The organism is Haladaptatus halobius (genome assembly GCF_020618475.1).
GTDB classification, from domain to species: domain Archaea; phylum Halobacteriota; class Halobacteria; order Halobacteriales; family Haladaptataceae; genus Haladaptatus; species Haladaptatus halobius.
The window spans coordinates 1,969,005-1,987,736 of sequence record NZ_CP085335.1 but is presented as its reverse complement, the minus strand read 5'-3'; the positions used below and the strand labels follow the sequence as shown (position 1 = coordinate 1,987,736).

Genomic DNA, 18,732 nt, shown 5'->3' with positions numbered 1-18,732 from the left:
TTCCAAAATCCATTTATACATCTAGTTGGGAAACAGGGTATGGCACTCGAAGGCATCAGTGCGGGCTGGCTATCCCTAATTCCGGCGTTGCTGGCGATCACCCTCGCGTGGTATTCGCGCGACGCCATCATCGGCTTGTTCGTCGGCGTCGCCAGCGCGGGCGTCGTCTACGGCGCGTTGAAGCCCGCTTCGGCGGGCGTACCGAAGGATATGATCGGCGGTATCTCTGGAAACGTTCTCGGGGCGATATTCGGCTTGAAACATGTCCCGACCCTCATCGCAACCGCACCTCTCTTCTCCGATTCGTGGTACGTCGAAAACGTCTTGCTCGCCATCTTCGCCATCGGCGGAATGATCGGTTTGATGATTCGTTCCGGGGCGATTCGAGGCGTACTCGAGGCGCTCGCGGCGCGGGCCGACTCGCCCGCGGACGCGGAGAAGGCGGCTTTCCTCGCGGGAATCGCTATCCACATCGACGACTACTTCAACTGCCTCGTGGTCGGCTCGATGATGCGCCCGCTGACCGACCGGTTCAACGTCTCGCGGGCGAAACTTGCCTACTACGTCGACAGCGCCGGGAGTCCGGCGGCCCGCCTCGCGTTCTACTCGACGTGGGGCGTCGCACTCATCGGCTTCATCGGCGGCGGTCTCGAACAGGCCGCGAAGCAGAACACGCTCCCGGCCAACATGGCCAACTACGTCAACACGGGCGGAAAGGGGGTGACGGCCGCGACCGACCAGATCTGGCCACTTTTCTTCAACAGCCTTGTGTTCGGCTTCTACTCGTGGACCGCGCTCATCATCGCCGCGCTGGTCGCGTGGCAGGTGTTCCCCAACATCTTCGGGATGGCGCGCGAGGAAACCCGAGCGCGCAACGGCGGGGGCGTCGTCGGCGACGACCACGACCCCATGATCTCCCGCGAGGTGGACGAATACGAGATGGCCGATACCGCGACCCCCGACTGGCGCAACTTCGCCATCCCCATCGCCACGATGATCGTCGTCGGCCTCAGCGCGATGTTCTGGCGCGGTAGTCCCGTCGTCTCTGCCCCGCAGATGAACACGCTGTTCTCGCTCGGGGGCTACCAACTTATCCTCCCGGCGGGCGGTAAGTGGTCGTTCAACATCGGCGGCATCAAACTCGGCCTCGCTTCCTTCGCAGCGCTCGTCGTCGCGTTCGTGCTCTACCGCGCGAAAGGCGACATCCCGAGCAACAAGGACGCCACGGACGCGATGGTGCGCGGGTTCAAGGGTATCCTCCTCGCCGCGGTCATCCTGATGTTCGCCAGTTCCATCCAGAACGCCGTGACCGTCCTCGGCATCTCGAACTTCGTCACCAACTGGTTCGACGAGATTCCGCCGGCCCTCGTCCCGGTCCTGCTGTTCCTCGTCACCAGCGGAGTGAGCTTCTCCGACGGCAGTTCGTGGGCGACATACGGAATCATGTTCCCCATCGCCATCCCGGTGGCCTTCTCGACCGGCGCGAACCTCCCGCTCGTCCTCGGCGCGGTGTTCAGCGGCGGCATCTTCGGCGACCACAGTTCGCCCATCAGCGACACGACGGTGTTGGCGTCCTCGACCAGCGGTAGCGACCACCTCGTCCACGTCAGGACCCAGATTCCCTACGCGCTCATCTGTGCGGGCGTGGCGGGAACGCTGTTCTTGCTGCTCGGATTCGTCCTCCCGCAGGGCTTCCGCATCTTCCCGTACTGACCGCTTCCGTCCGTCTTCTCGATTCCTAACTTGACCGAATGCGCGACTCGTTTCTCGTTCGGTCGCCTCTCAGTCGGAGGCTCGCTGTCGTTCCGTCGATTCGAGCGCGACGCTCCCATCTTCCGTGACCGTGACCTCAAAGCCGTTATACGCGAACACCACCCGTCCCCCATTTCGGCCGACGTTTACGGTGTTCTTAAAGAGGCTGTTCAGCGCCTCCGGATCGATGACGTGATACAACGGTGGCGTAATTCGTTCCGGAGGCGTCCCCGTTTCCTCGCCGACCGCTTCGACAATCACCTCGCTGATAGGACGGCCGTTATCCCGAGAATTTCCCGTGGTCTTCATCGCGTACTAGTCGTCGTTCCCGACTCAAAAACGCGTCGAAGAATAGATATTTATATCGATCGGATATTTGAAGACGCGCCAAATCATTCACGAGACCGGAAAATTTCGAATTTCGTCACACGAATTCATCGACTGTCGTCCTCTGCGAGACCCTCTCCGAAATGGTCGAACGGCTGTTCGCGTTCGTCTTTCAGCATCTCCGTCCGAACGACGGAGACGCCGCGGTCGTTTAGCGCTTCGATCCGCTCTTCGACCACGGACTGCGTCGCCCCGACGACCTCGACGGAGACGTTCTCCTCGTCCGTCAGCACCGTGCGGATGTTCACGACTCCGGAGACCTCGGCGATCTCGTCGACTACCAAGTCGCGCTTCTCGGCCGGGACGGTCCCGACGACGATGAAATGGCTATCGTATCCCGCTTTCTCGTAATCGACTCTTGGATGGTATCCGGCGATGACGCCCGAACGCTCCAGTTTCTTTATGCGGTTCGCGACGGTGCTGGCGGCCACCCCCACCCGCTCACCGATCTCGGTGGTAGTGTGGTTGCGCGAATCCTGTTGGAGCAGATAGATGATCCCTCTGTCCACCGAGTCGAGTTCGCGCTTTGTCATACCGTCCCGTGGAGACGAACAGTCATAGCATCTTTTACCGTCGTGTGATAGTTGGTGTTATCGCTACCGTTGTTTCTTTTTTCCGGAACCGCACCAAATTACCTGAAAACGCTTCATCGGCTATCGTTCCGCGTCGCCCGGCGTGTCGAACGCCGGTACCGGGCCGTTCACACGAAGTCGCCGAGACCGGACTGGCCGTCGTTCGACTGCTCGTCCTCGGCGGCCTCCGACTCCTCCGGTTCTTCCGGTTCGGAATCCCCCACCTCCGGTTCGTCGTCGGAGTCCTCGTCGTTCGACTCCGACGCGAAACCGCCTTCGAAGGCTCCGCCCGAGTGCTCGACCGCGGCTTTCTCCTTTCGTTCCTCGGCGTCCTCGACGATCTGCTGGACTTTGTTCGTCGTCTTCCCGCTCCCGGTGACGAACGCGACGTGCTTTTCCTCCATGTCGTATCGCGCCGCCATCGCCACGGTCAACTCCCGGTTCTTACAGTGGTGAGTCATCTCCGCGAGGAAGGGGATGACCTCCCGACGCGCCGTACTCATGCTAATGCCGCTCTCCTCGGCTATCTTCTGGGCGATGTAGTCGCGGGTGTTTCGTTTACCCCGTGAACTGCCGAGCTTGCGCCAGTAACTCGGCGGTCCGTAGCGCGTCCAACCGCCTTTCTTCTCCCGCCGGGACGCGGCGACTCCGGCAGTCATGTTGTCACTCGCGTAGCGCCAGAAGCGGTAGTTCTGCGTGGCGCGCACCCGACCGAGCCAGCGGTCGGCGTCCGCCAGGTAGCCGTAAGCGTCCGCCAGTTCGCCGCCTTCGTAGTCCTTCGGAACGTTGTCCTCTATCCAGTTGAGCAGGTTGTCCGGCGTCTCGTCTACATCGTAGGACGCCTTCAGCGCGCCCTCCGCGTCCTCCTTCTTGATCAGGTCGTCCAGAAATTCGAAGATGCCGCTCGTCGTGTCGCGCTCGCCCGTCACCACGTCCCCCTCGGTGAGGCGGTCGCTCGACTCGGCGACAGCTTGGAGGTCGTTCACGGCGGAGCGCAGGTCGCCGCTGTCGTTCTCGGCGATAGCCTCCAGAGCGGCGGACTCGTACTGGATGTCCTCCTGTCGGCAGATGTCGCGGAGGACGGGTTTGATACTCCGGGCGGATACGTCCCGGAACTCGACGGTTTCGCAGGCGTTCCGCAGGGAGTTCGACATGTCGTAGAACTCGTTCGCGATGAGCACAAGCGGTTGGCTCGCCGACTTCACGACTTCGGTTATCGCCCGCGACCCGCCGCGGTCGGCGTTGTGCGTCAGGTTGTCCGCCTCGTCCAGAATCACGAGCCGTCTGCCTGCCGTACCGCCGGTCAAGGTTCCGCTTTTCGCCGCCTCACCTGCAATGCGTTTGATGACGCCTCTGGTGCGCTGGTCGCTGGCGTTCAACTCGATGGTCGGCCAGCCCATATCATTCGCTAGCGCGTGAGCTGCCGAGGTCTTCCCGACGCCGGGGCTCCCGTGGAGGATGACGGCGTCCCCGTGGTCGTCCCACGTCTTGGCCCAGTCGAGCAGTTCATCGCGGGCCGTGTTGTTCCCTCGCACCTCGGAGAGGGTGCTCGGGCGATACTTCTCCGTCCAGTCTACCATTACCACCTCCTAAGCAGGTCGTGCGTTTAGTGGTTGCGAAGGCTGACCCGGGACGAAGCTCGTCTTCCTCTTTCGGCTGTAGCGCACCGCCCACGAAAAGCAAACCCTTCGCTCGCCCCCGAGTCGATCGCCCTGACGCGGAGAACACCCCCGTGACGCGATAAACGGGTCGCACCGGTGTTCGGTCGGGCCGTAAAGCCAATCGTTTTGTCCGCTCGTCGTGATATCTCCGTTATGTTCCCCGAGCGCATCGAGACGGAGCGACTCGAACTCGTGCGCTTCTGCCGCGAGCATTTCGACGCCCTCTCCCTCTACCCGTACTACTCGCGCCACAGCGATACGGTTCTCGAAGAGACGGAGCATCTAACGTGGAAACCACACGCCGCACCGAAAGAAACGCGCGACCTGCTCGCCGACGCGGAGGAGAGTTGGGTCGACGGCGATGGAGCGATATACGCCGTCGTTCCCCGCGAGGAAGAGGACGGGGCGGGCGAGTTCGCCGGGGTGACCGGGCTCCATCCTGAGTGGGACGAGCATTCCGCGCTGTTCGGCCTGTGGCTCCGCAAGCCGTACTGGGGACGCGGCTACTCCGGCGAACGAGCGGGAGCACTCATGAAACTCGCCTTCGACCGCCTCGACTTGGAACTCGTTTCGGCGGGATATCTCTACAGCAACGAGAAATCGCGCAGAGCCATCGAGAAGTACGTCGAAGCCCACGGCGGGCAGTACGACGGTATCCTCCGCAATTGGGTTCCGATGGACGACGAGGTGCGCGATCTGCACCGCTACACCGTGACGCGCGAACAGTGGGAGGAACGTCACAAGGAGAGCGTCACGTTCGTCGAACGTTGACCGGCTTCGACCAAATCGGTGCAGGGTGCGAGTCGCCTAATTGTCAGAAAATTTTTATCCCCGCACCGTGTCGCCTCAGTCATGTTCCCCGAGCGCATCGAGACAAAGCGATTGGTGTTGGAGCGGATGTGCCTCGAGAACGTCGATATCTTCGAATATTATCGGCTCTGTTCGCACCGCGAGGCCATCGAGGAAGAGACCGAGTATCTCTCGTGGGAACCGCACGCCACGCCGAAGGAGACGTTCGATTTCGTCACCGACAGCGAAGAGGCGTGGGAGGCGGGCGAAATCGCTGGCTACGTCATCCGTCCGAAGGAGAGCGAAGACGGTGCTGGCGAGTTCGCGGGCAACACCGGCTTGAAAGTCGACTGGGAGCGCCGAACCGGCAACCTCGGAATCTGGCTTCGCAAGCGATTCTGGGGGCGCGACTACTCCAGCGAACGTGCTACTGCACTGATGGAACTCGCCTTCGACCGCCTCGATTTGGAACTGGTAGCAGTGACCCACGAAGCCGGCAACGAACAGTCGCGCAGAGCCATCGAGAAGTACGTCGAAGCCCACGGCGGGCAGCACGACGCCCTGATTCGGAACGCGGGAACTCGCCCGGACGGGACGACGTTCGACTCGCACCGCTACACCATCTCCCGCGAACAGTGGAAGACAGATCGGAAGTCGACTAACAGCGAGGGCGACGAGTCGTGACCGAGATGGACATCCACGCGATTCGTCACCGGCTGAAACTGAAGAAGGACGCCGGACACACCGAACTGTTTGAGAACCGCGATTCGGTCGTGTGTCCGGCCTGCGACAAACCGTTCGGGGACTTGCTGGCGACAGAGAAGCGAGAACACAGCTTTCGACCGACCGGGTTGATGCGGCTCTGCGTCGTCCGGGAGGACGACCGACTGTTGGTGTTCACGCACGAATGATTGTCTCACCGCTCGCTGGTGAACGCCGCGGAAATCCTCGACCGTTAATCAATGGTACATGATTCGCGTTGCCACGGTCGATTGCCGCGGATTCGGTCGTCGCAACCGACGATTACGACTTGTACGTCGCGATGAGCGACCAGAGACCGAATCCCATTCCGGTTCCGACCGCGGAAAACGTCAGACCCATCGAGAGAAATGCCAATGTCTGGACGAACAGTACGAGCACCGACGGAACGCTGGTTCGGAGCGGTACCTTCGCCTCTTCGTCGCGAATGGTCGGAACGAGCGAAATCATGATGACGATACTACCCGCTAGGAAGACGTACTCTTGCCACATGTTTTTCTCACCGCCGTCCCGTCAGAACCGTCGGAGAGTAATCGGCCCCGAACGGGCGTTATGGGTAAGTTAACTCAGATACGAATAAACATCTCGATTTTTGCTCGTAATCCGGACGATTTATAATCAACACGGTATGCTATCGAACACCGTGCAATCGAGGTGCACGATGTCGGATTTTCCTCGCACCCAATTCACAGTTTTCGAGCGACCATCTCGCCCCAGTGCTCGAAGCCGTGCCGGTCGTAGAATGCCCGTGCGCGGTCGTTTTCTCGGTCGACGTCGAGCACAAGCCTGTCGAGCGGGAGGTTCTGGTCGCGGGCTAAGTCTACGGCGGCGTCCATCAACTCGTCTGCGACGCCGGTTCCGCGGTGGTCGGGGTGAACGAAGATCTCGTTCAGAACGGCGGCGTCCCAGACGAACGCGAAGTCGTCAGGGAGGACGAACACGTACCCCGCGAGTCCGTCGCCCGCGTCCGCGACGGTGACGCAGCGTTCGTCGTGAGTCACGCATCGCTCGACCCACTCGCCGTACTCCTCGCGGTACTCGTCGGTCAGCTTTTCGGCGTACACCGTCGCCTTCTCGTCGCCGCCGGTTCCATTGCCGAGTCCGAGTTCGAAGCCGCGCTTCAACTTCCACAGCTCTTTTGCGTCGCTCGCGTCGTCCGCGTCGTAAGGTCGTATCTCGGTGACACCGGTCCCCATACCCCCTCTCGGGGCGACGGATGCTTACTTCTTGCGCGATTCCCACACTCGGAACCCGAGGATGCCGAAGCTCATCGCGCCGAGGAGGAGCTGTCGCCCGCTCCGGACGATGGGAAACACGCGCTCTTTTCGCTTGGGGTCGGGGCCGCGCGCGAGGTCGAAGCCGGTTCGGTAGTGCGTGGTCTTCGTCGACCCACGGGCCTTCGATTCGACGAACGTCTGGACAAATCCCTGCTCGTTCGAAAAGCTGAGCTTACCGGAGACGCTGTAGAACTGGTCGTGAAGCGGGTAGAGGGCGTTCACGCCGTTCGTGAATAGGTCGAGACCGATGCCCGCGACGAGCAACGAGACGAGACTGACCCACGCGACTCGGACGCCGTACTCCCCCCAGCGCCGACATATCCAGTTTCCTTCCAATCGGTCGGCGAGCAGGAGGACGCCCATTCCCGTCGGTAGAAGGAGGGTGTGCAACACAGCCCTATGTCCCCCCGGAACCCACAACCCCACCAGCGTGTCGAGGTCCGGTAGCGCGGCGACGGCCATCACCACCAACGCCGCGCGCCCGTCGAAGTGGTCGGCGAGCAGTGACGTAGCGAGTAAGCCAGCCACCGCGACGTGAACGACCGTCGATGGCATCACGAGTTGGACGCTGGCTTCGAAGATATGGCTTTTCCCCTGACGAACACCGTAAGGATGGCGTACTTTCGAAGGGTCGCATTGACTCGGAGGGCGGAGTTCGTGGGGTCGCGCTTACGGAGTTTATTCGGTCGTTGCTAGTCGGAGTGGATGGACGAAATCGGGGTAAGTCGAGTTGGAGAAACGAAATTTCCGGTAGCGCTGCGACAAACTCCCCGAACGTTACTGCGTGCCTTTTCAGGACGACTCCTGTCTCGTCGTAGCGTTATCCTGGGAAGTCCTCGTGAACTTCGACGAGTGTCGAATTCAAGTTTCGATACGCTTTTCCGTTCGACCGCCACACGCGAAGGCATGACAGACGCGCGCCGGACGCTCGCCGAGCAGATCGCGGGCGAGATCACCCTGAGCGACGACCCCGGGGCGACCCTGCGCAAGTGGCGCACCGACTTCGACGTCTCCCAGACCGCGCTCGCCGACCACCTCGGCGTCTCCTCGTCGGTCATCTCCGACTACGAGAGTGGGCGGCGTGAGAACCCGGGCATCGGCGTCGTCCGCCGAACCGTCGAAGCCCTGCTCGACATCGACGAACAGCGCGGCGGCGGGCGGATTCGCCAGTACGCCCGCGTGCTTTCGGCGGGGTTCGACAGCGACATCGTCAGCGACCTGCGCGAGTACCCGACCGGCGTTCCGATATCGCGGTTCTACGACGCCATCGACGCGACCGAACTCGAGCCGGGGGCGCAGGCGCGCATCACCGGCCACACCGTCATCGACAGCATCGAAGCCATCACTCGCCTCTCCAGCGAGGAGTTCTATCGCCTCTACGGTCAGAGCACGAGTCGCGCGCTCGTCTTCACGAACGTCACGCGCGGGGAATCCCCGCTGGTCGCCATGCGCGTCGTCAACCCCACGCCAAACGCCGTCGTCCTCCACGGACTCGACCCGGACGACCTCTGGGAACACGCGTCGAAACTCGCCCAACTCGACGGCTTCTCGCTGGCCGTCACCGACTGCGAGAAAGAGACGATGGTGGACGCGATGCGCGACCTCGCGCCGTGACGTTCTTCCGACCCTCTCCGCCGTAAAGCGTGGCGTAGTGAAGAACCAAACTGAAACACGCTGTACGTGTCCGAATATCGTAATGAGAACCGAAGAACACGAAGGTGGAGTCGCCACTACTCGACCGACGTGCCCGTGGTGCGCCGAAACCGTCGAGCCGCAGTCCGATCGCGTTCGCGCCGGCCCTCGTACGTTTGGCACCTCCACACCGACTGCGCCGCCGAGTGGCGCGAGTTCGTCACGCACCTCCGGACGCTCGCTGGGCGGGGTGTGTTCCGAATGCTCGTGGAAGAGCCGCTCTCGAGCGACGTGAACGAAATGGTCGAGTGGTACGATTCCTGATACTCGCTAAAATATATTTTAGCTAACACTTTTCCGAACGGAACCCCTCTCCTCCGCTATGTCCGAGTCGATAACGAAGACCGGGACGACCACGGTCGCCCTGACGACCGACGATAGCGTTCTGCTCGCCGCGGATCGCCGCGCCAGCATCGGCGGCGGCCGGTTCGTCACGAACAAGAACGTCCAAAAAATCCAGCGAGTCCACCCGACCGCCGCGATAACGCTCGCCGGCGGCGTCGGCGACCTCCAATCGTTCGTCCGAACGCTTCGGGCCGAGACGGGTCTCTACGAGACGCGTCGCGGCGCCGCCATCGACATGGCCGCGCTCTCGACGCTCACCGGGAACCTCCTCCGGAGCGGGCCGTACCGCGTCGCACAACCGACCCTCGGCGGCGTCGATGCGACCGGCCCGCACGTCTACGACCTCGATGCGGGCGGCGGCGTCATGGAAGCTGACTACGTCGCAGGCGGAAGCGGGATGCAACTCGCTTACGGCGTCCTCGAACGCGAGTACGAACCCGACCTGTCGCCCGAAGCCGCCCGGCGCGTCGCGGCGCGAGCCGTCGAGAGCGCCGCCGAACGCGACACGGCGAGCGGAAACGGACTCACGATCGCCAGCGTCACGAGCGACGGCGTCGAGATTCGAACCGGCGACGAGTGGGAGGTGGCGGCATGAACGGCCAGCGTCAGCAGGCCTACGACCGCGGGACAAACATCTTCTCGCCCGACGGTCGCCTCTATCAGGTCGAGTACGCCCGCGAGGCGGTCCGCCGCGGAAGCGTCAACGTGGGCGTTCGCGCCCGCGACGGCGTCGTGCTGGCCGCGAGCAAGCGCCTGCGCTCGCCCCTGCTCGAAGCTGAGGGCATCGAGAAACTCCACAAGATAGACGACCACCTCGGCGTCGGCAGCGCAGGACACGTCGCCGACGCGCGCCAACTCGTGGATTTCGGCCGCCGGCGCGCCCAGACCGACCGCCTGCGCTACGGCGAACCGATGGCGGTCGAACCGTTCACGAAGGCCGTGACCGACCACGTCCAGGAGTTCACGCAGCAGGGCGGCGCGCGCCCGTTCGGCGCGGCCCTCCTCGTGGGCGGCGTCGATTCGTCGGGTGCAGACGAGCCGCGCCCCCGACTGTTCGAAACCGACCCTTCGGGCACGCCCTACGAGTGGCAGGCGACGGCGATCGGCGCGGACGACGACACCGTGCGCGAGTACCTCGAAGGAAACTACGATCCCGACTCCTCGGTCGATACGGGCGTCGAACTCGCCCTTTCCGCGCTCGCCGAATCGCGGGGCGGGCCGCTCTCGCCCGAAGAAGTCGACGTGGCGATAATCGACCCGACGTACCGCGAACTCGACGCGGACAAGCGTCGCTCGACGTTGGATTCGCTCGACCTGCTCGCGGACGGAGCGGCGTAGCCCGACAGAACCGTCGGGCTACGCTTCTCGCGTCACGACGCCGACGCCGAAGCGGTCGTCCGCCGTACCGTCACGACTTCGAGGTTCGCGGCGACGAACAGCGCCAGCACCTCGCCGTCGATTTTCGTCGAAACTCTCACGCACCACGGTTCTTCCGACACCACCCGTTCTCGCCACTCCTCGCCGACGTTCCACAGGGGACGCTCTCGGATGGCGACACCGTGGTCGTGGTAGAACGAGATGACTTCGGGATGTTCGAGCACCGCGAGCGTCACGGGCGAGCGAAGCCGACAGCCGCAGCGGTCGCAGTCGAACCGAACCTGCGGACGACGCGTACTTTCCGGCCCGTCGGCGTCGTGATAGTCCACGTGGGCCTCCGCCGGAGCGCTGCACTCCGGGCAGACGCCGTCGGCCATGAGCGAGAGGCGGTGGCGGTGGTGGCGATCGAACGCGGTCAGCAATCCTTCGGGGTCGTGCGCGCGGTGGCCGCCCGGCGGAAACGGAAGCGTGAGCGTCGGCCTGTCGCAGGCGCCGCACTCGACGGCGACGTAGTTATCCTCGCCGCGGGCCTCCAGACGCTCCTCGCCGCAGAACGGGCAGGGATCGTCCACCGCGATGGGGCCGAAATCCACGCTGTCGGTGTAGGTTCCGGCGCGGATGGCCCGCGCGATCTCGCGCCCGGCGTAGGTCAAGGTGTATCTGCCCTCCGTTTTCCGGACGAAGTGGTCGGTCAACTGTCGGAGGTGGTAGGAGAACCCGGCGGTGTTGTCGGCGGGCGTCGCCTCGAACAGTTCCGAGAACGCGAGAGAACCCTCCCCCTCGGTTTCCGCGTCCACGAGCGCGCGAAGTGCGGCCATCCGAACTTCGTTGCCGAGGACGCCGAAAGCGTCGGAGGGGTCTGCACGGTCTTCTTCCGGTTCGGGCGTCCCCGGTAGCTCATCTCCGGCGGATTTTGGCGCATTTCCGGCCTCGCGCGATTCCGGCGCGCTCTCGGTCGTCGCTGGCAGTTCGTTCCCGTCCGTCGACTGAGTCTCCGGTTCTGTTTCGGTCATGCTGAGTTGGTGATTTCGCGCTTGAGGTGTGTTAGTTCGGTTGCACGGAAGGGCGGTGCACGGATAAATCGTTTGTCGAAGTGCGTGAACGCGATTTTTTCCTTACAACGATTCGAAGCCGAAATACGAGGTCGGAGAGCCGCAGCTACGAAACGACGAAATCGGAAAATCCCTGTCCGCAGCTTACTCCACGTACTCGTAGGTTCGCTCGTCCATCTCCCCGCGACCGACGAAGACGAACTCGTCTTCGGGTTCCGTGAAGTCGTCCAGTTCGACGCGCTTGTCGTGGTTGTGGCGGTCGTGCACGTCCTCGTACTCCTCGTACGTGAGGTCGTGGCGATCGCGTATCTGCTCGTCGATGGAGAGGTGGCCGATCTCCTCTCTCCACCCTTCTTGAATCGTCTCGGCGTGAATCTCGGCCTGCGCGCCGCTGCCGTAGGAACCGACGAGCAGTTTCCGCCCCGTCACGTCGAGATCGTTCTCGGCGGCGTACTGGAGCGCCGATGCACGGGCGATGTGCACCGACCCGGTGTACCAGTTGCCGACCTCGCGCGAGATGCCGAGCGTTGGTTTGATGGTGTCCGCGTACCACTCGCGGTAATCGTCGGTGGATTTGAGGTCGTCCATGTAGTCGCGGATGGCCTGCTCGTATGCTTCGCGGTCGTCGTACTCCGCTTCGCGGGGCTGGCGACCGATCTCCGCCGCGAGTTCGTCTTCCACGTCGGTGTTCCGGATCATGTGGCGATAGCCGAGGAGACCCGCCCTACGCACCATTCCGGGGAAGGGCGTGTGGAAGGGGATGTACTCGAAATCGTCGAGGTGGGTGTCGCCCATGACGCTCTCGAAGTCCTCCAGAGCCTCGCGCATCCGAGCGAGGTACACCTGCATCGACCGCTTGCCGTCCACGCTCGGGAACTGCTGGTTGGGTTTCAGGAAGTCCGTCTCGTCGGCGCTGCCGTATCCCTGCTCGGTCGAGAGTTCCACGAGGCTCGGGTCTTCGCCGATGAGCATCGCGACGGCACCCGCACCCTGCGTCGCCTCGCCGGGGTCGCCGCGAGCGTAAAGCGCGGTATCGGTGGCGATGACGAGCGCGCTCCGCCCGCGATTTCGCCCCGCCTTGATCCAGTTGTAGGCGTCGTCCAGGCTCTGCGTTCCGGCGATGCAGGCGAACTTGCGTTCGCCCTTGTTCGCGTGGTGGAAATCGTCGCCGTACACTTGTTCGAGACACCCCGCGATGTACGTCGAGACGGGCTTGGAGTTGTCGAACGCGGACTCGGTCGCCACGTCGATGCGTCCAATGTCGTCCGGCGTCAGACCCTTGCGTTCCATCAGTCGGTAAGCCGCGTTCGCGCCCATCGTCACGATGTCCTCGTGTGCGTCCGGGAACGAACTGGCGTACAGCCCCAGACCCTTCGTGTAGTACTCCGGGTCTTTGTCCTTTATCGGTGCGACCGTCTCCGGCAGGTCGAGTTTCAGTTTGCCAGTCCAGATTTCGATGGCGTCGATACCCACGGCTGTCATTCTTGCTCTCACATTACGTAACGTGCTATAAGGGTTTGTCGATAGAACTGTCGACGAACGTCGAAAATAGAGTTATTGTGCCGTATCGGATTCCTCCACGATGGCGACGACGGCACCATCATCGTCGTAGACGAGGAGTTTAATCGTGAACTCCGTTCCTTGGCCGTATCCAGGAGAGAGGTGGAACGAACTGCTCGTTTGCGTACTACTGTCGAACGCCGCACCACCGTTCTCTCGACCGATGGTGGCCGCCTTAACCTCCTCAAATTGACTGTCTGACGATACGGTGTAGATCACCGTGTATCTCGGTCCCTGTCCGGGATTGGTGTTGTCCTGCACGTCGTAGTTTTCGATAGTTGGACTGTCGGACACGCTGAGGTCGTCGTTATCGCTCGGATTCAGACTGTCCGCGGTATCTCCGATGGTCCGCTCTACCGCGACTACTCTGTCCTATCGGAACGTTCATAGATGACCTGTACCGTCATCTTCCACTGTTCACTTGCCCCATAACTCAACTGATACTGTTGGCTCCCATGCATCGTCGTTGCGCTCCGCGTGCCGGTCGCGCTGGAACCCCTGTTGACGTTGTCGTACACAACGTTGACGCGTTCGAACGAGCCGTTCGTGTTCGACACGTCGTACGACGCGACGTAGTTCATCTTGTCTTCATTCGGATGCGAGAGATCGTCAACGCGGAACTCGACCTGCGGAGTCTGTGCTCCGTCATCACCGCCACCGCCGTCACCACCATCGCCACCGTCACCGTTACCACCATTGCCGTTTCCGCTCTGGCCGACAGCGGCGAGCGAGAACGCGAGCGTCTCCTTTCTATCCGTATCGAACGACCCCCCCATCGGTGGGATGTCATCGATGCTGACCCGAACGGTGACATCGTCGCCGTTCCCCGAGACGGAGTCGAGATGGTAGGTGACCGAGGCCTGCCCATCCGCGCCGGTCGTCACCTGCACCGCCTCTCCGGTCGTCGTCCCGTTATCGAGTTCGTGTGACGTGCCCTGCTCTGCCCCGGCAAGCGTGAAGTGTACCGTCGCGCCGGAGACGGGGTTATTGTACCGGTCTCTCACTTCGACGACCAACTGCTGGCGGCCGTCCTCGACGATGCTCGTACCGTCGCCGGAGACTTTCATCACATAGTGAGCCCTCACGCCCGTCGTTCCCTTCATCGGCGCGGTTGTAGACGACCGTGTTCTCGTACACCGTATCTGGCGCGTTCCCGTACTGGTGGTAGCTCGGCGCGTACACCAGTGCCCGCGTACCGAACGTAAGCGTATCGCTCAGGTAGTCAACCGTCTCCGGCGCGCTCGCGGTGACGTTCTCGACGCTAACGTTCCCCAATTCGACGGTTTGGAGCGTCCCCGACGCCGGCGGCGGGTTGAGGAAGAACATGCGCTCCGGATACTGCGTTCCGAGCGTCACCGACGTCGGCTGGTCCGTGCCGGTCGCGCTCGCTCGGAGGATGGAGTTTCGAACGTCGTGCAGCTGGCTCTGCACCCGCTCGCCGTGGCGAAACTCGACCTTGGCGTTCTGATTCGGAATGACGGTAGCCTGATACAGCGACATGGCGACGACGAGCGTAGCGAAGAGAAGTATCGTCCCCATCTGCACGGTCACCCCGCGGTCGTCCGCCCGGAACGTCATCTATGGGACAAAAACAGGTCGAGAACAAAAACCTCCGTACTCGCTTACTCGTCGTCTTCCTCGACGACCTCGGGGTCGCTCATCGCGCTCTGGAGGCTATCGAGACCGTTCACCCACTCCGTGACCAGCCCGTACTCGAGTTCCTCGGTCACCGACATGTCGAGTTCGTCGCCCGCGATGATACGCGTTCCGCCCGCCGCGACGAGCCCGAGCGCCGAATCCAAGTCCTCCGCATCCTCGGCTTTCGACGCTTCGAGAACGTACTCTTCGACGCTCGCGTCCTCCGCGGGGCCGCGGGCGACGTACTCTTCGGAGGCGTAGAACACGCAGAGGAGACTCGTCTGAACGCCGTCGATGAGCATCCCCTTCTCTTCGTCCTCGAACTCGACCTCGTCGAGAACCGTCTCGCGGATGTCGGCGAGTTCGGAGAGTGCCGACTCCTCGTCGATGTCGCCGTCGTCGTACGCGGTGACGATTTTGGCGACGGCGATAGCCACGTCGTCCTGTAGATTGAGGAGCAGGCGTGCCGAGTCCTCGTTCTCAGGGTCGATGTCCTCGTCCCTGATTCTGTCCAACCAGTTCTGCCAGCGTTCTTCCGAGTAGAACTCCTCTGGGGGTGCGCTCATATCTCTGTCGTGCATAGCACGATAAATAGGCCTTTCCTTCGGCCCGCGGTCATCTGGACAGCGTTTCTCGAATATTCAGGCCGTACACTCGTTCTGGCGTCGATACGTGAGCCGTTCGAATCGCCTCGTCGTACCCTCGTTCTCGCATCCATTTGACCCGGCGCGGAACCGTCTTCGGCCCCAACACCGCACCGGGCCGGTCTGGGTCGTCGACGAAATCGGTCTCCATCAGAAATGGCTCCCCGCGCTCGGCGGCGACTTCAAGCCTGTCTTTTTCACTCATCACGCTCGGCGTCACGCCCGTCAGTTCGCCGCCCGCGTAGTGTTTCACGACGCGCTCAGGTGGGAGTCCGGAGTCTTCGGCCCACTCGGCAACCTCCGTGAGGTCGTTGGTCGCTTCGGTGTGCAGTTGGACGGCACAGCCCACGTCAGCGCCCAGTTCCAGCGCGCGTCGGAGGACGGCGTTCGAAGCGTCACACACCTCGTCGGACACGTCGTAGTGGGGGCGTCCCGATTTCAGGGCGACGGCGAGGTCACCCTCCGCGCCGGAGTCCTCCGCGACGTACTCCGCCGCGACTTCGATCCCCGCCTGCATCAAGTCTCGCGCGCCCGCGGGCGAGTACCCGCGGTCGTCCACTAGTTTCGAGACGAGTCCGGGGTGGACGCCGAGGACGGCCCACGCGCGCCCCGGCAAGATCGCGTTCGCGCGCTCTACGATATCGACGGTCGTGTCGAACACCGCGCGGAAATCGTCGCCGGATTCGGCTTCGACGCCGAGCAACCACGAGGGTTTGTTGACGACGAGCAGGTGGGTGCCGCCGCTCCGCGCGAAGTCCCTGACCGCTTCGATTCCGCGTCCGTGCTCCGAGTCGAGGTGGAGGTGGTCGTCGAGCACCGGCGTGCCGAGGTCGTCCATGTTCGACCCATCGCGTTCAGAGGAAAAAACGCCTACTCTTCGATGACGAACGATTCGTGGGCCGCATTCCGGAGCGCGTCCGAACGCCCGTACTCGCCGGGTGCGATGGCGACCGTCCGGACGCCGTTTCGCGCCGCCTTTTCGAGCACGGGCTTGAAATCTGTATCCCGAGACGAGATGGCGAGCACGTCCACGCGGTCGTCCAATGCGAGTTCGGTCGCGTCGATGGCGAGTTTCACGTCGACGTCACCACTCGTAACGACCACCTCGAATCCGCGCGCTTCCGCCGCCTGAATCAATCCCGGTGTGGCGTGTTCGTCGAGGTAGAGACGGGAGACGACGAGTTGGCCGAGGCGGACGCCCGCCGCGCGTATGTCGTCCAGATCGACGTCGAACTCGTCGCGGAGCACGTTCGGGCCGTCGACGAACAGCGCGACGGTTCGGTCGCCTTCGTCGCGGTCGCCGCCGAGCAACGACCGCAAGCCGCCGGTCATGGAGCGGACTAACCGACACCGGAACATAGCCGTGGCGATTTCTCCCGCTCCCTTCGGACGCTCGCCTCGATTCGGTCGCCGCCGGTTCTCCCTCGCACCTTGGATCAACAGATTGGAATTTTGGAAATTTATTTTTATCCATTCTTACTCTCCTACGTATTTCATTAGAGAATAAATAAAATTTATATACGTATAAACGGTGGGTTAACTCGCTACATGGCAGACGACAACACATCTCGGTTCGATCGACGTACATTCCTGAAAGCGACCGGTGCTGCCGGTGCTGCGGGGGCGCTCGGCGGCGTCACGGCAGCGACTCCCGGCCGAAACCCCGGCCCGAAAGAGGACGAAGTACTGGTCGGCGTTTCGGCCGGTAAAGGCGACATTGAGCGGAAGGTCGCCCAGCACGTTCCCGGCAACGCCGAAGTCGTTCACAAGAACGAGAACCTGCGCTACGTCGCGGTCAGGTTCACCGGCAACGAGACTGCCCGCGAGAACTCCATCAGCGCTATCACGAAGAAAGACGGCATCAAGTACGCCGAGAAGAACGCGACGCACACGACGCAACTGGCGCCGAACGACCCGCAGTTCGGTAGTCAGTACGCACCCCAGCAGGTCAAATCCGATAAAGCGTGGGACACGACGCTCGGCTCCTCGAACGTCACTATCGCCGTGGTCGACACGGGTGCGCAGTACGACCACCCCGACCTCGCGGCCAACTACAAGTCCAACCCCGGCAAGGACTTCGCGGACGACGACAGCGATCCGTATCCGGACGCGCCGCAGGACGAGCACCACGCGACGCACGTCTCCGGCTGTGCCGCGGCGGTCGTCGACAACGGTACCGGCGTCGCGGGGCAGGGTAACTCCTCGCTCATCAACGGTCGCGCGCTCGACGAGGGCGGCAGCGGTTCCACGTCCGACATCGCCGACGCCGTCGAGTGGGCGACCGACCAAGGCGCGGACATCATCAACATGTCCCTGGGCGGCGGCGGTTACACGAGCACGATGAAGAACGCCGTCTCGTACGCGCAGAGCAACGGCAGTCTCGTCATCTGCGCCGCGGGTAACAACGGCAGCAGTAGCGTCTCCTACCCGGCAGCCTACAGCGAATGTGTGGCGGTCTCCGCGGTGGACAGCAACGAGCAGCTCGCGTCGTTCTCCCAATACGGGAGCAGCGTCGAACTCTGTGCGCCCGGCGTCGACGTGCTCTCGACCACCACCGAAACCCGCGGCTCCTACGAGAAGCTCTCGGGCACCTCGATGGCGACGCCCGTCACCTCCGGAGTGGCCGGTCTGACGCTCGCCAAGTGGAGTAGCCTCACCAACTCCGAACTGCGGAGCCACCTCAAGAGTACGGCGGAGGATATCGGCCTCCCCTCGGACAAGCAGGGGAGCGGTCAGGTCGACGCCTACGCCGCGGTCACGACGGAGCCCGGTAGCGGCGGTGGCGGCGGAGGCGGCGGCGACTCCACGACCGAGACGGTCAGCGGCTCGCTGTCGAGCTACGCGGACTACGACGATTACACGTGGTCGTGGGAGTACAGCAGTCCGAGTCAGATCGTCGTCGAACTCGCCGGCCCGAGCGACGCCGACTTCGACCTCTACATCAACGAGGGGACGACGACCAACGCGACTCCGAACAACTACGATTACGCTTCGACGAGCACGAACAGTCAGGAGTCGATCACCATCGACAGCCCCGACACCTCGACGAAGCTGCAGATCGACGTGGACTCCTACAGCGGGTCGGGTAGCTACGACCTGACCATCACGGAGTACCAGTAGTTCCCCCATTCGATTGGTCCCCATCCTCTCTCGTTCGACGCCGACTAGTGGCGACGCTTCCATCGATTCTCGCCCCGAAAACCGACCCGAACTATACGGGTTTATCC

At 62.8% G+C, this 18,732-nt stretch carries 23 protein-coding genes; 9 read left to right on the top strand and 14 right to left on the bottom strand.

The features are described from left to right. The first annotated feature begins 39 nt into the window (after positions 1–39). Positions 40–1,713: a Na+/H+ antiporter NhaC family protein gene (locus tag LIW51_RS11485; protein ID WP_227374268.1), complete on the top strand. Its 1,674-nt coding sequence runs from the start codon at positions 40–42 to the stop codon at positions 1,711–1,713. A gap of 69 nt (positions 1,714–1,782) precedes the next feature. Here the strand turns inward: LIW51_RS11485 and LIW51_RS11480 are convergent, their stop codons facing one another. The 3 genes from LIW51_RS11480 to LIW51_RS11470 form a co-directional block, all read right to left on the bottom strand. After that, positions 1,783–2,061, bottom strand: a complete 279-nt coding sequence (locus LIW51_RS11480) for a HalOD1 output domain-containing protein (protein WP_227374267.1) — start codon at positions 2,059–2,061, stop codon at positions 1,783–1,785. Between the two features lie 125 nt (positions 2,062–2,186). Continuing rightward, a complete protein-coding gene (locus tag LIW51_RS11475) occupies positions 2,187–2,672 on the bottom strand; it encodes an Lrp/AsnC family transcriptional regulator (RefSeq protein WP_227374266.1) in 486 nt (161 codons plus the stop codon). Positions 2,673–2,839: 167 nt separating this feature from the next. Continuing rightward, positions 2,840–4,291: a replication factor C large subunit gene (locus LIW51_RS11470; RefSeq protein WP_227374265.1), complete on the bottom strand. Its 1,452-nt coding sequence runs from the start codon at positions 4,289–4,291 to the stop codon at positions 2,840–2,842. A gap of 234 nt (positions 4,292–4,525) precedes the next feature. Between LIW51_RS11470 and LIW51_RS11465 the strand changes: the two genes are divergently transcribed. The 3 genes from LIW51_RS11465 (at position 4,526) to LIW51_RS11455 (ending at position 6,072) form a co-directional block, all read left to right on the top strand. Next, positions 4,526–5,143 carry a GNAT family N-acetyltransferase gene (locus tag LIW51_RS11465; RefSeq protein WP_227374264.1) on the top strand — a complete coding sequence of 206 codons (618 nt, stop codon included), beginning with the start codon at positions 4,526–4,528 and terminating at the stop codon, positions 5,141–5,143. Between the two features lie 81 nt (positions 5,144–5,224). Then, positions 5,225–5,845 (top strand): GNAT family N-acetyltransferase, encoded by a 621-nt coding sequence (locus LIW51_RS11460; RefSeq protein WP_227374263.1) that lies wholly within the window; start codon positions 5,225–5,227, stop codon positions 5,843–5,845. Between the two features lie 5 nt (positions 5,846–5,850). Continuing rightward, positions 5,851–6,072, top strand: a complete 222-nt coding sequence (locus LIW51_RS11455; RefSeq protein ID WP_227376792.1) for a DUF7385 family protein — start codon at positions 5,851–5,853, stop codon at positions 6,070–6,072. Between the two features lie 112 nt (positions 6,073–6,184). Here the strand turns inward: LIW51_RS11455 and LIW51_RS11450 are convergent, their stop codons facing one another. The 3 genes from LIW51_RS11450 to LIW51_RS11440 all read right to left on the bottom strand — a co-directional run bounded on the left by LIW51_RS11450 (position 6,185) and on the right by LIW51_RS11440 (position 7,752). After that, on the bottom strand, positions 6,185–6,412 hold the full coding sequence (locus tag LIW51_RS11450) for a hypothetical protein (RefSeq protein ID WP_227374262.1): 228 nt from the start codon (positions 6,410–6,412) through the stop codon (positions 6,185–6,187). Positions 6,413–6,606: 194 nt separating this feature from the next. Beyond that, positions 6,607–7,116, bottom strand: a complete 510-nt coding sequence (locus LIW51_RS11445) for a GNAT family N-acetyltransferase (protein WP_227374261.1) — start codon at positions 7,114–7,116, stop codon at positions 6,607–6,609. Between the two features lie 24 nt (positions 7,117–7,140). After that, positions 7,141–7,752, bottom strand: a complete 612-nt coding sequence (locus tag LIW51_RS11440; RefSeq protein ID WP_227374260.1) for a metal-dependent hydrolase — start codon at positions 7,750–7,752, stop codon at positions 7,141–7,143. A 351-nt stretch (positions 7,753–8,103) separates the two neighbouring features. Between LIW51_RS11440 and LIW51_RS11435 the strand changes: the two genes are divergently transcribed. The 4 genes from LIW51_RS11435 to psmA all read left to right on the top strand — a co-directional run bounded on the left by LIW51_RS11435 (position 8,104) and on the right by psmA (position 10,572). Beyond that, a complete protein-coding gene (locus LIW51_RS11435; RefSeq protein WP_227374259.1) occupies positions 8,104–8,811 on the top strand; it encodes a helix-turn-helix domain-containing protein in 708 nt (235 codons plus the stop codon). A gap of 138 nt (positions 8,812–8,949) precedes the next feature. Next, positions 8,950–9,153, top strand: a complete 204-nt coding sequence (locus LIW51_RS11430; RefSeq protein ID WP_227374258.1) for a hypothetical protein — start codon at positions 8,950–8,952, stop codon at positions 9,151–9,153. A gap of 58 nt (positions 9,154–9,211) precedes the next feature. Next, positions 9,212–9,829: an Ntn hydrolase family protein gene (locus tag LIW51_RS11425; RefSeq protein WP_227374257.1), complete on the top strand. Its 618-nt coding sequence runs from the start codon at positions 9,212–9,214 to the stop codon at positions 9,827–9,829. Continuing rightward, positions 9,826–10,572, top strand: a complete 747-nt coding sequence (psmA, locus tag LIW51_RS11420; RefSeq protein WP_227374256.1) for an archaeal proteasome endopeptidase complex subunit alpha — start codon at positions 9,826–9,828, stop codon at positions 10,570–10,572. The genes LIW51_RS11425 and psmA overlap by 4 nt, the downstream gene beginning before the upstream one ends. Before the next feature lie 32 nt (positions 10,573–10,604). Here psmA and LIW51_RS11415 read toward each other — a convergent pair whose 3' ends face one another. From LIW51_RS11415 to LIW51_RS11380, 8 genes are all read right to left on the bottom strand, one after another. Next, entirely contained in the window at positions 10,605–11,624 is a 1,020-nt protein-coding gene (locus LIW51_RS11415; RefSeq protein ID WP_227374255.1) for a DUF7351 domain-containing protein, read from the bottom strand. A 183-nt stretch (positions 11,625–11,807) separates the two neighbouring features. Further along, a complete protein-coding gene (gene hmgB, locus LIW51_RS11410) occupies positions 11,808–13,145 on the bottom strand; it encodes a hydroxymethylglutaryl-CoA synthase (protein WP_227374254.1) in 1,338 nt (445 codons plus the stop codon). A gap of 72 nt (positions 13,146–13,217) precedes the next feature. Then, positions 13,218–13,517 (bottom strand): hypothetical protein, encoded by a 300-nt coding sequence (locus LIW51_RS11405; RefSeq protein ID WP_227374253.1) that lies wholly within the window; start codon positions 13,515–13,517, stop codon positions 13,218–13,220. Between the two features lie 68 nt (positions 13,518–13,585). After that, complete coding sequence (locus LIW51_RS11400) at positions 13,586–14,290, bottom strand: Ig-like domain-containing protein (protein WP_227374252.1); 705 nt, start codon at positions 14,288–14,290, stop codon at positions 13,586–13,588. Continuing rightward, on the bottom strand, positions 14,208–14,801 hold the full coding sequence (locus tag LIW51_RS11395) for a hypothetical protein (RefSeq protein WP_227374251.1): 594 nt from the start codon (positions 14,799–14,801) through the stop codon (positions 14,208–14,210). The genes LIW51_RS11400 and LIW51_RS11395 overlap by 83 nt, the downstream gene beginning before the upstream one ends. A 44-nt stretch (positions 14,802–14,845) precedes the next feature. Further along, on the bottom strand, positions 14,846–15,427 hold the full coding sequence (locus tag LIW51_RS11390; RefSeq protein WP_227374250.1) for a DUF2150 family protein: 582 nt from the start codon (positions 15,425–15,427) through the stop codon (positions 14,846–14,848). 49 nt (positions 15,428–15,476) lie between these two features. Then, on the bottom strand, positions 15,477–16,343 hold the full coding sequence (locus LIW51_RS11385; RefSeq protein ID WP_227374249.1) for a TatD family hydrolase: 867 nt from the start codon (positions 16,341–16,343) through the stop codon (positions 15,477–15,479). 32 nt (positions 16,344–16,375) lie between these two features. Then, positions 16,376–16,837 (bottom strand): NYN domain-containing protein, encoded by a 462-nt coding sequence (locus LIW51_RS11380; protein WP_227374248.1) that lies wholly within the window; start codon positions 16,835–16,837, stop codon positions 16,376–16,378. Positions 16,838–17,053: 216 nt separating this feature from the next. Here LIW51_RS11380 and LIW51_RS11375 point away from each other — a divergent pair, with 216 nt between their 5' ends. Further along, a complete protein-coding gene (locus tag LIW51_RS11375) occupies positions 17,054–18,625 on the top strand; it encodes a S8 family serine peptidase (protein WP_227374247.1) in 1,572 nt (523 codons plus the stop codon). Positions 18,626–18,732 lie beyond the last annotated feature (107 nt).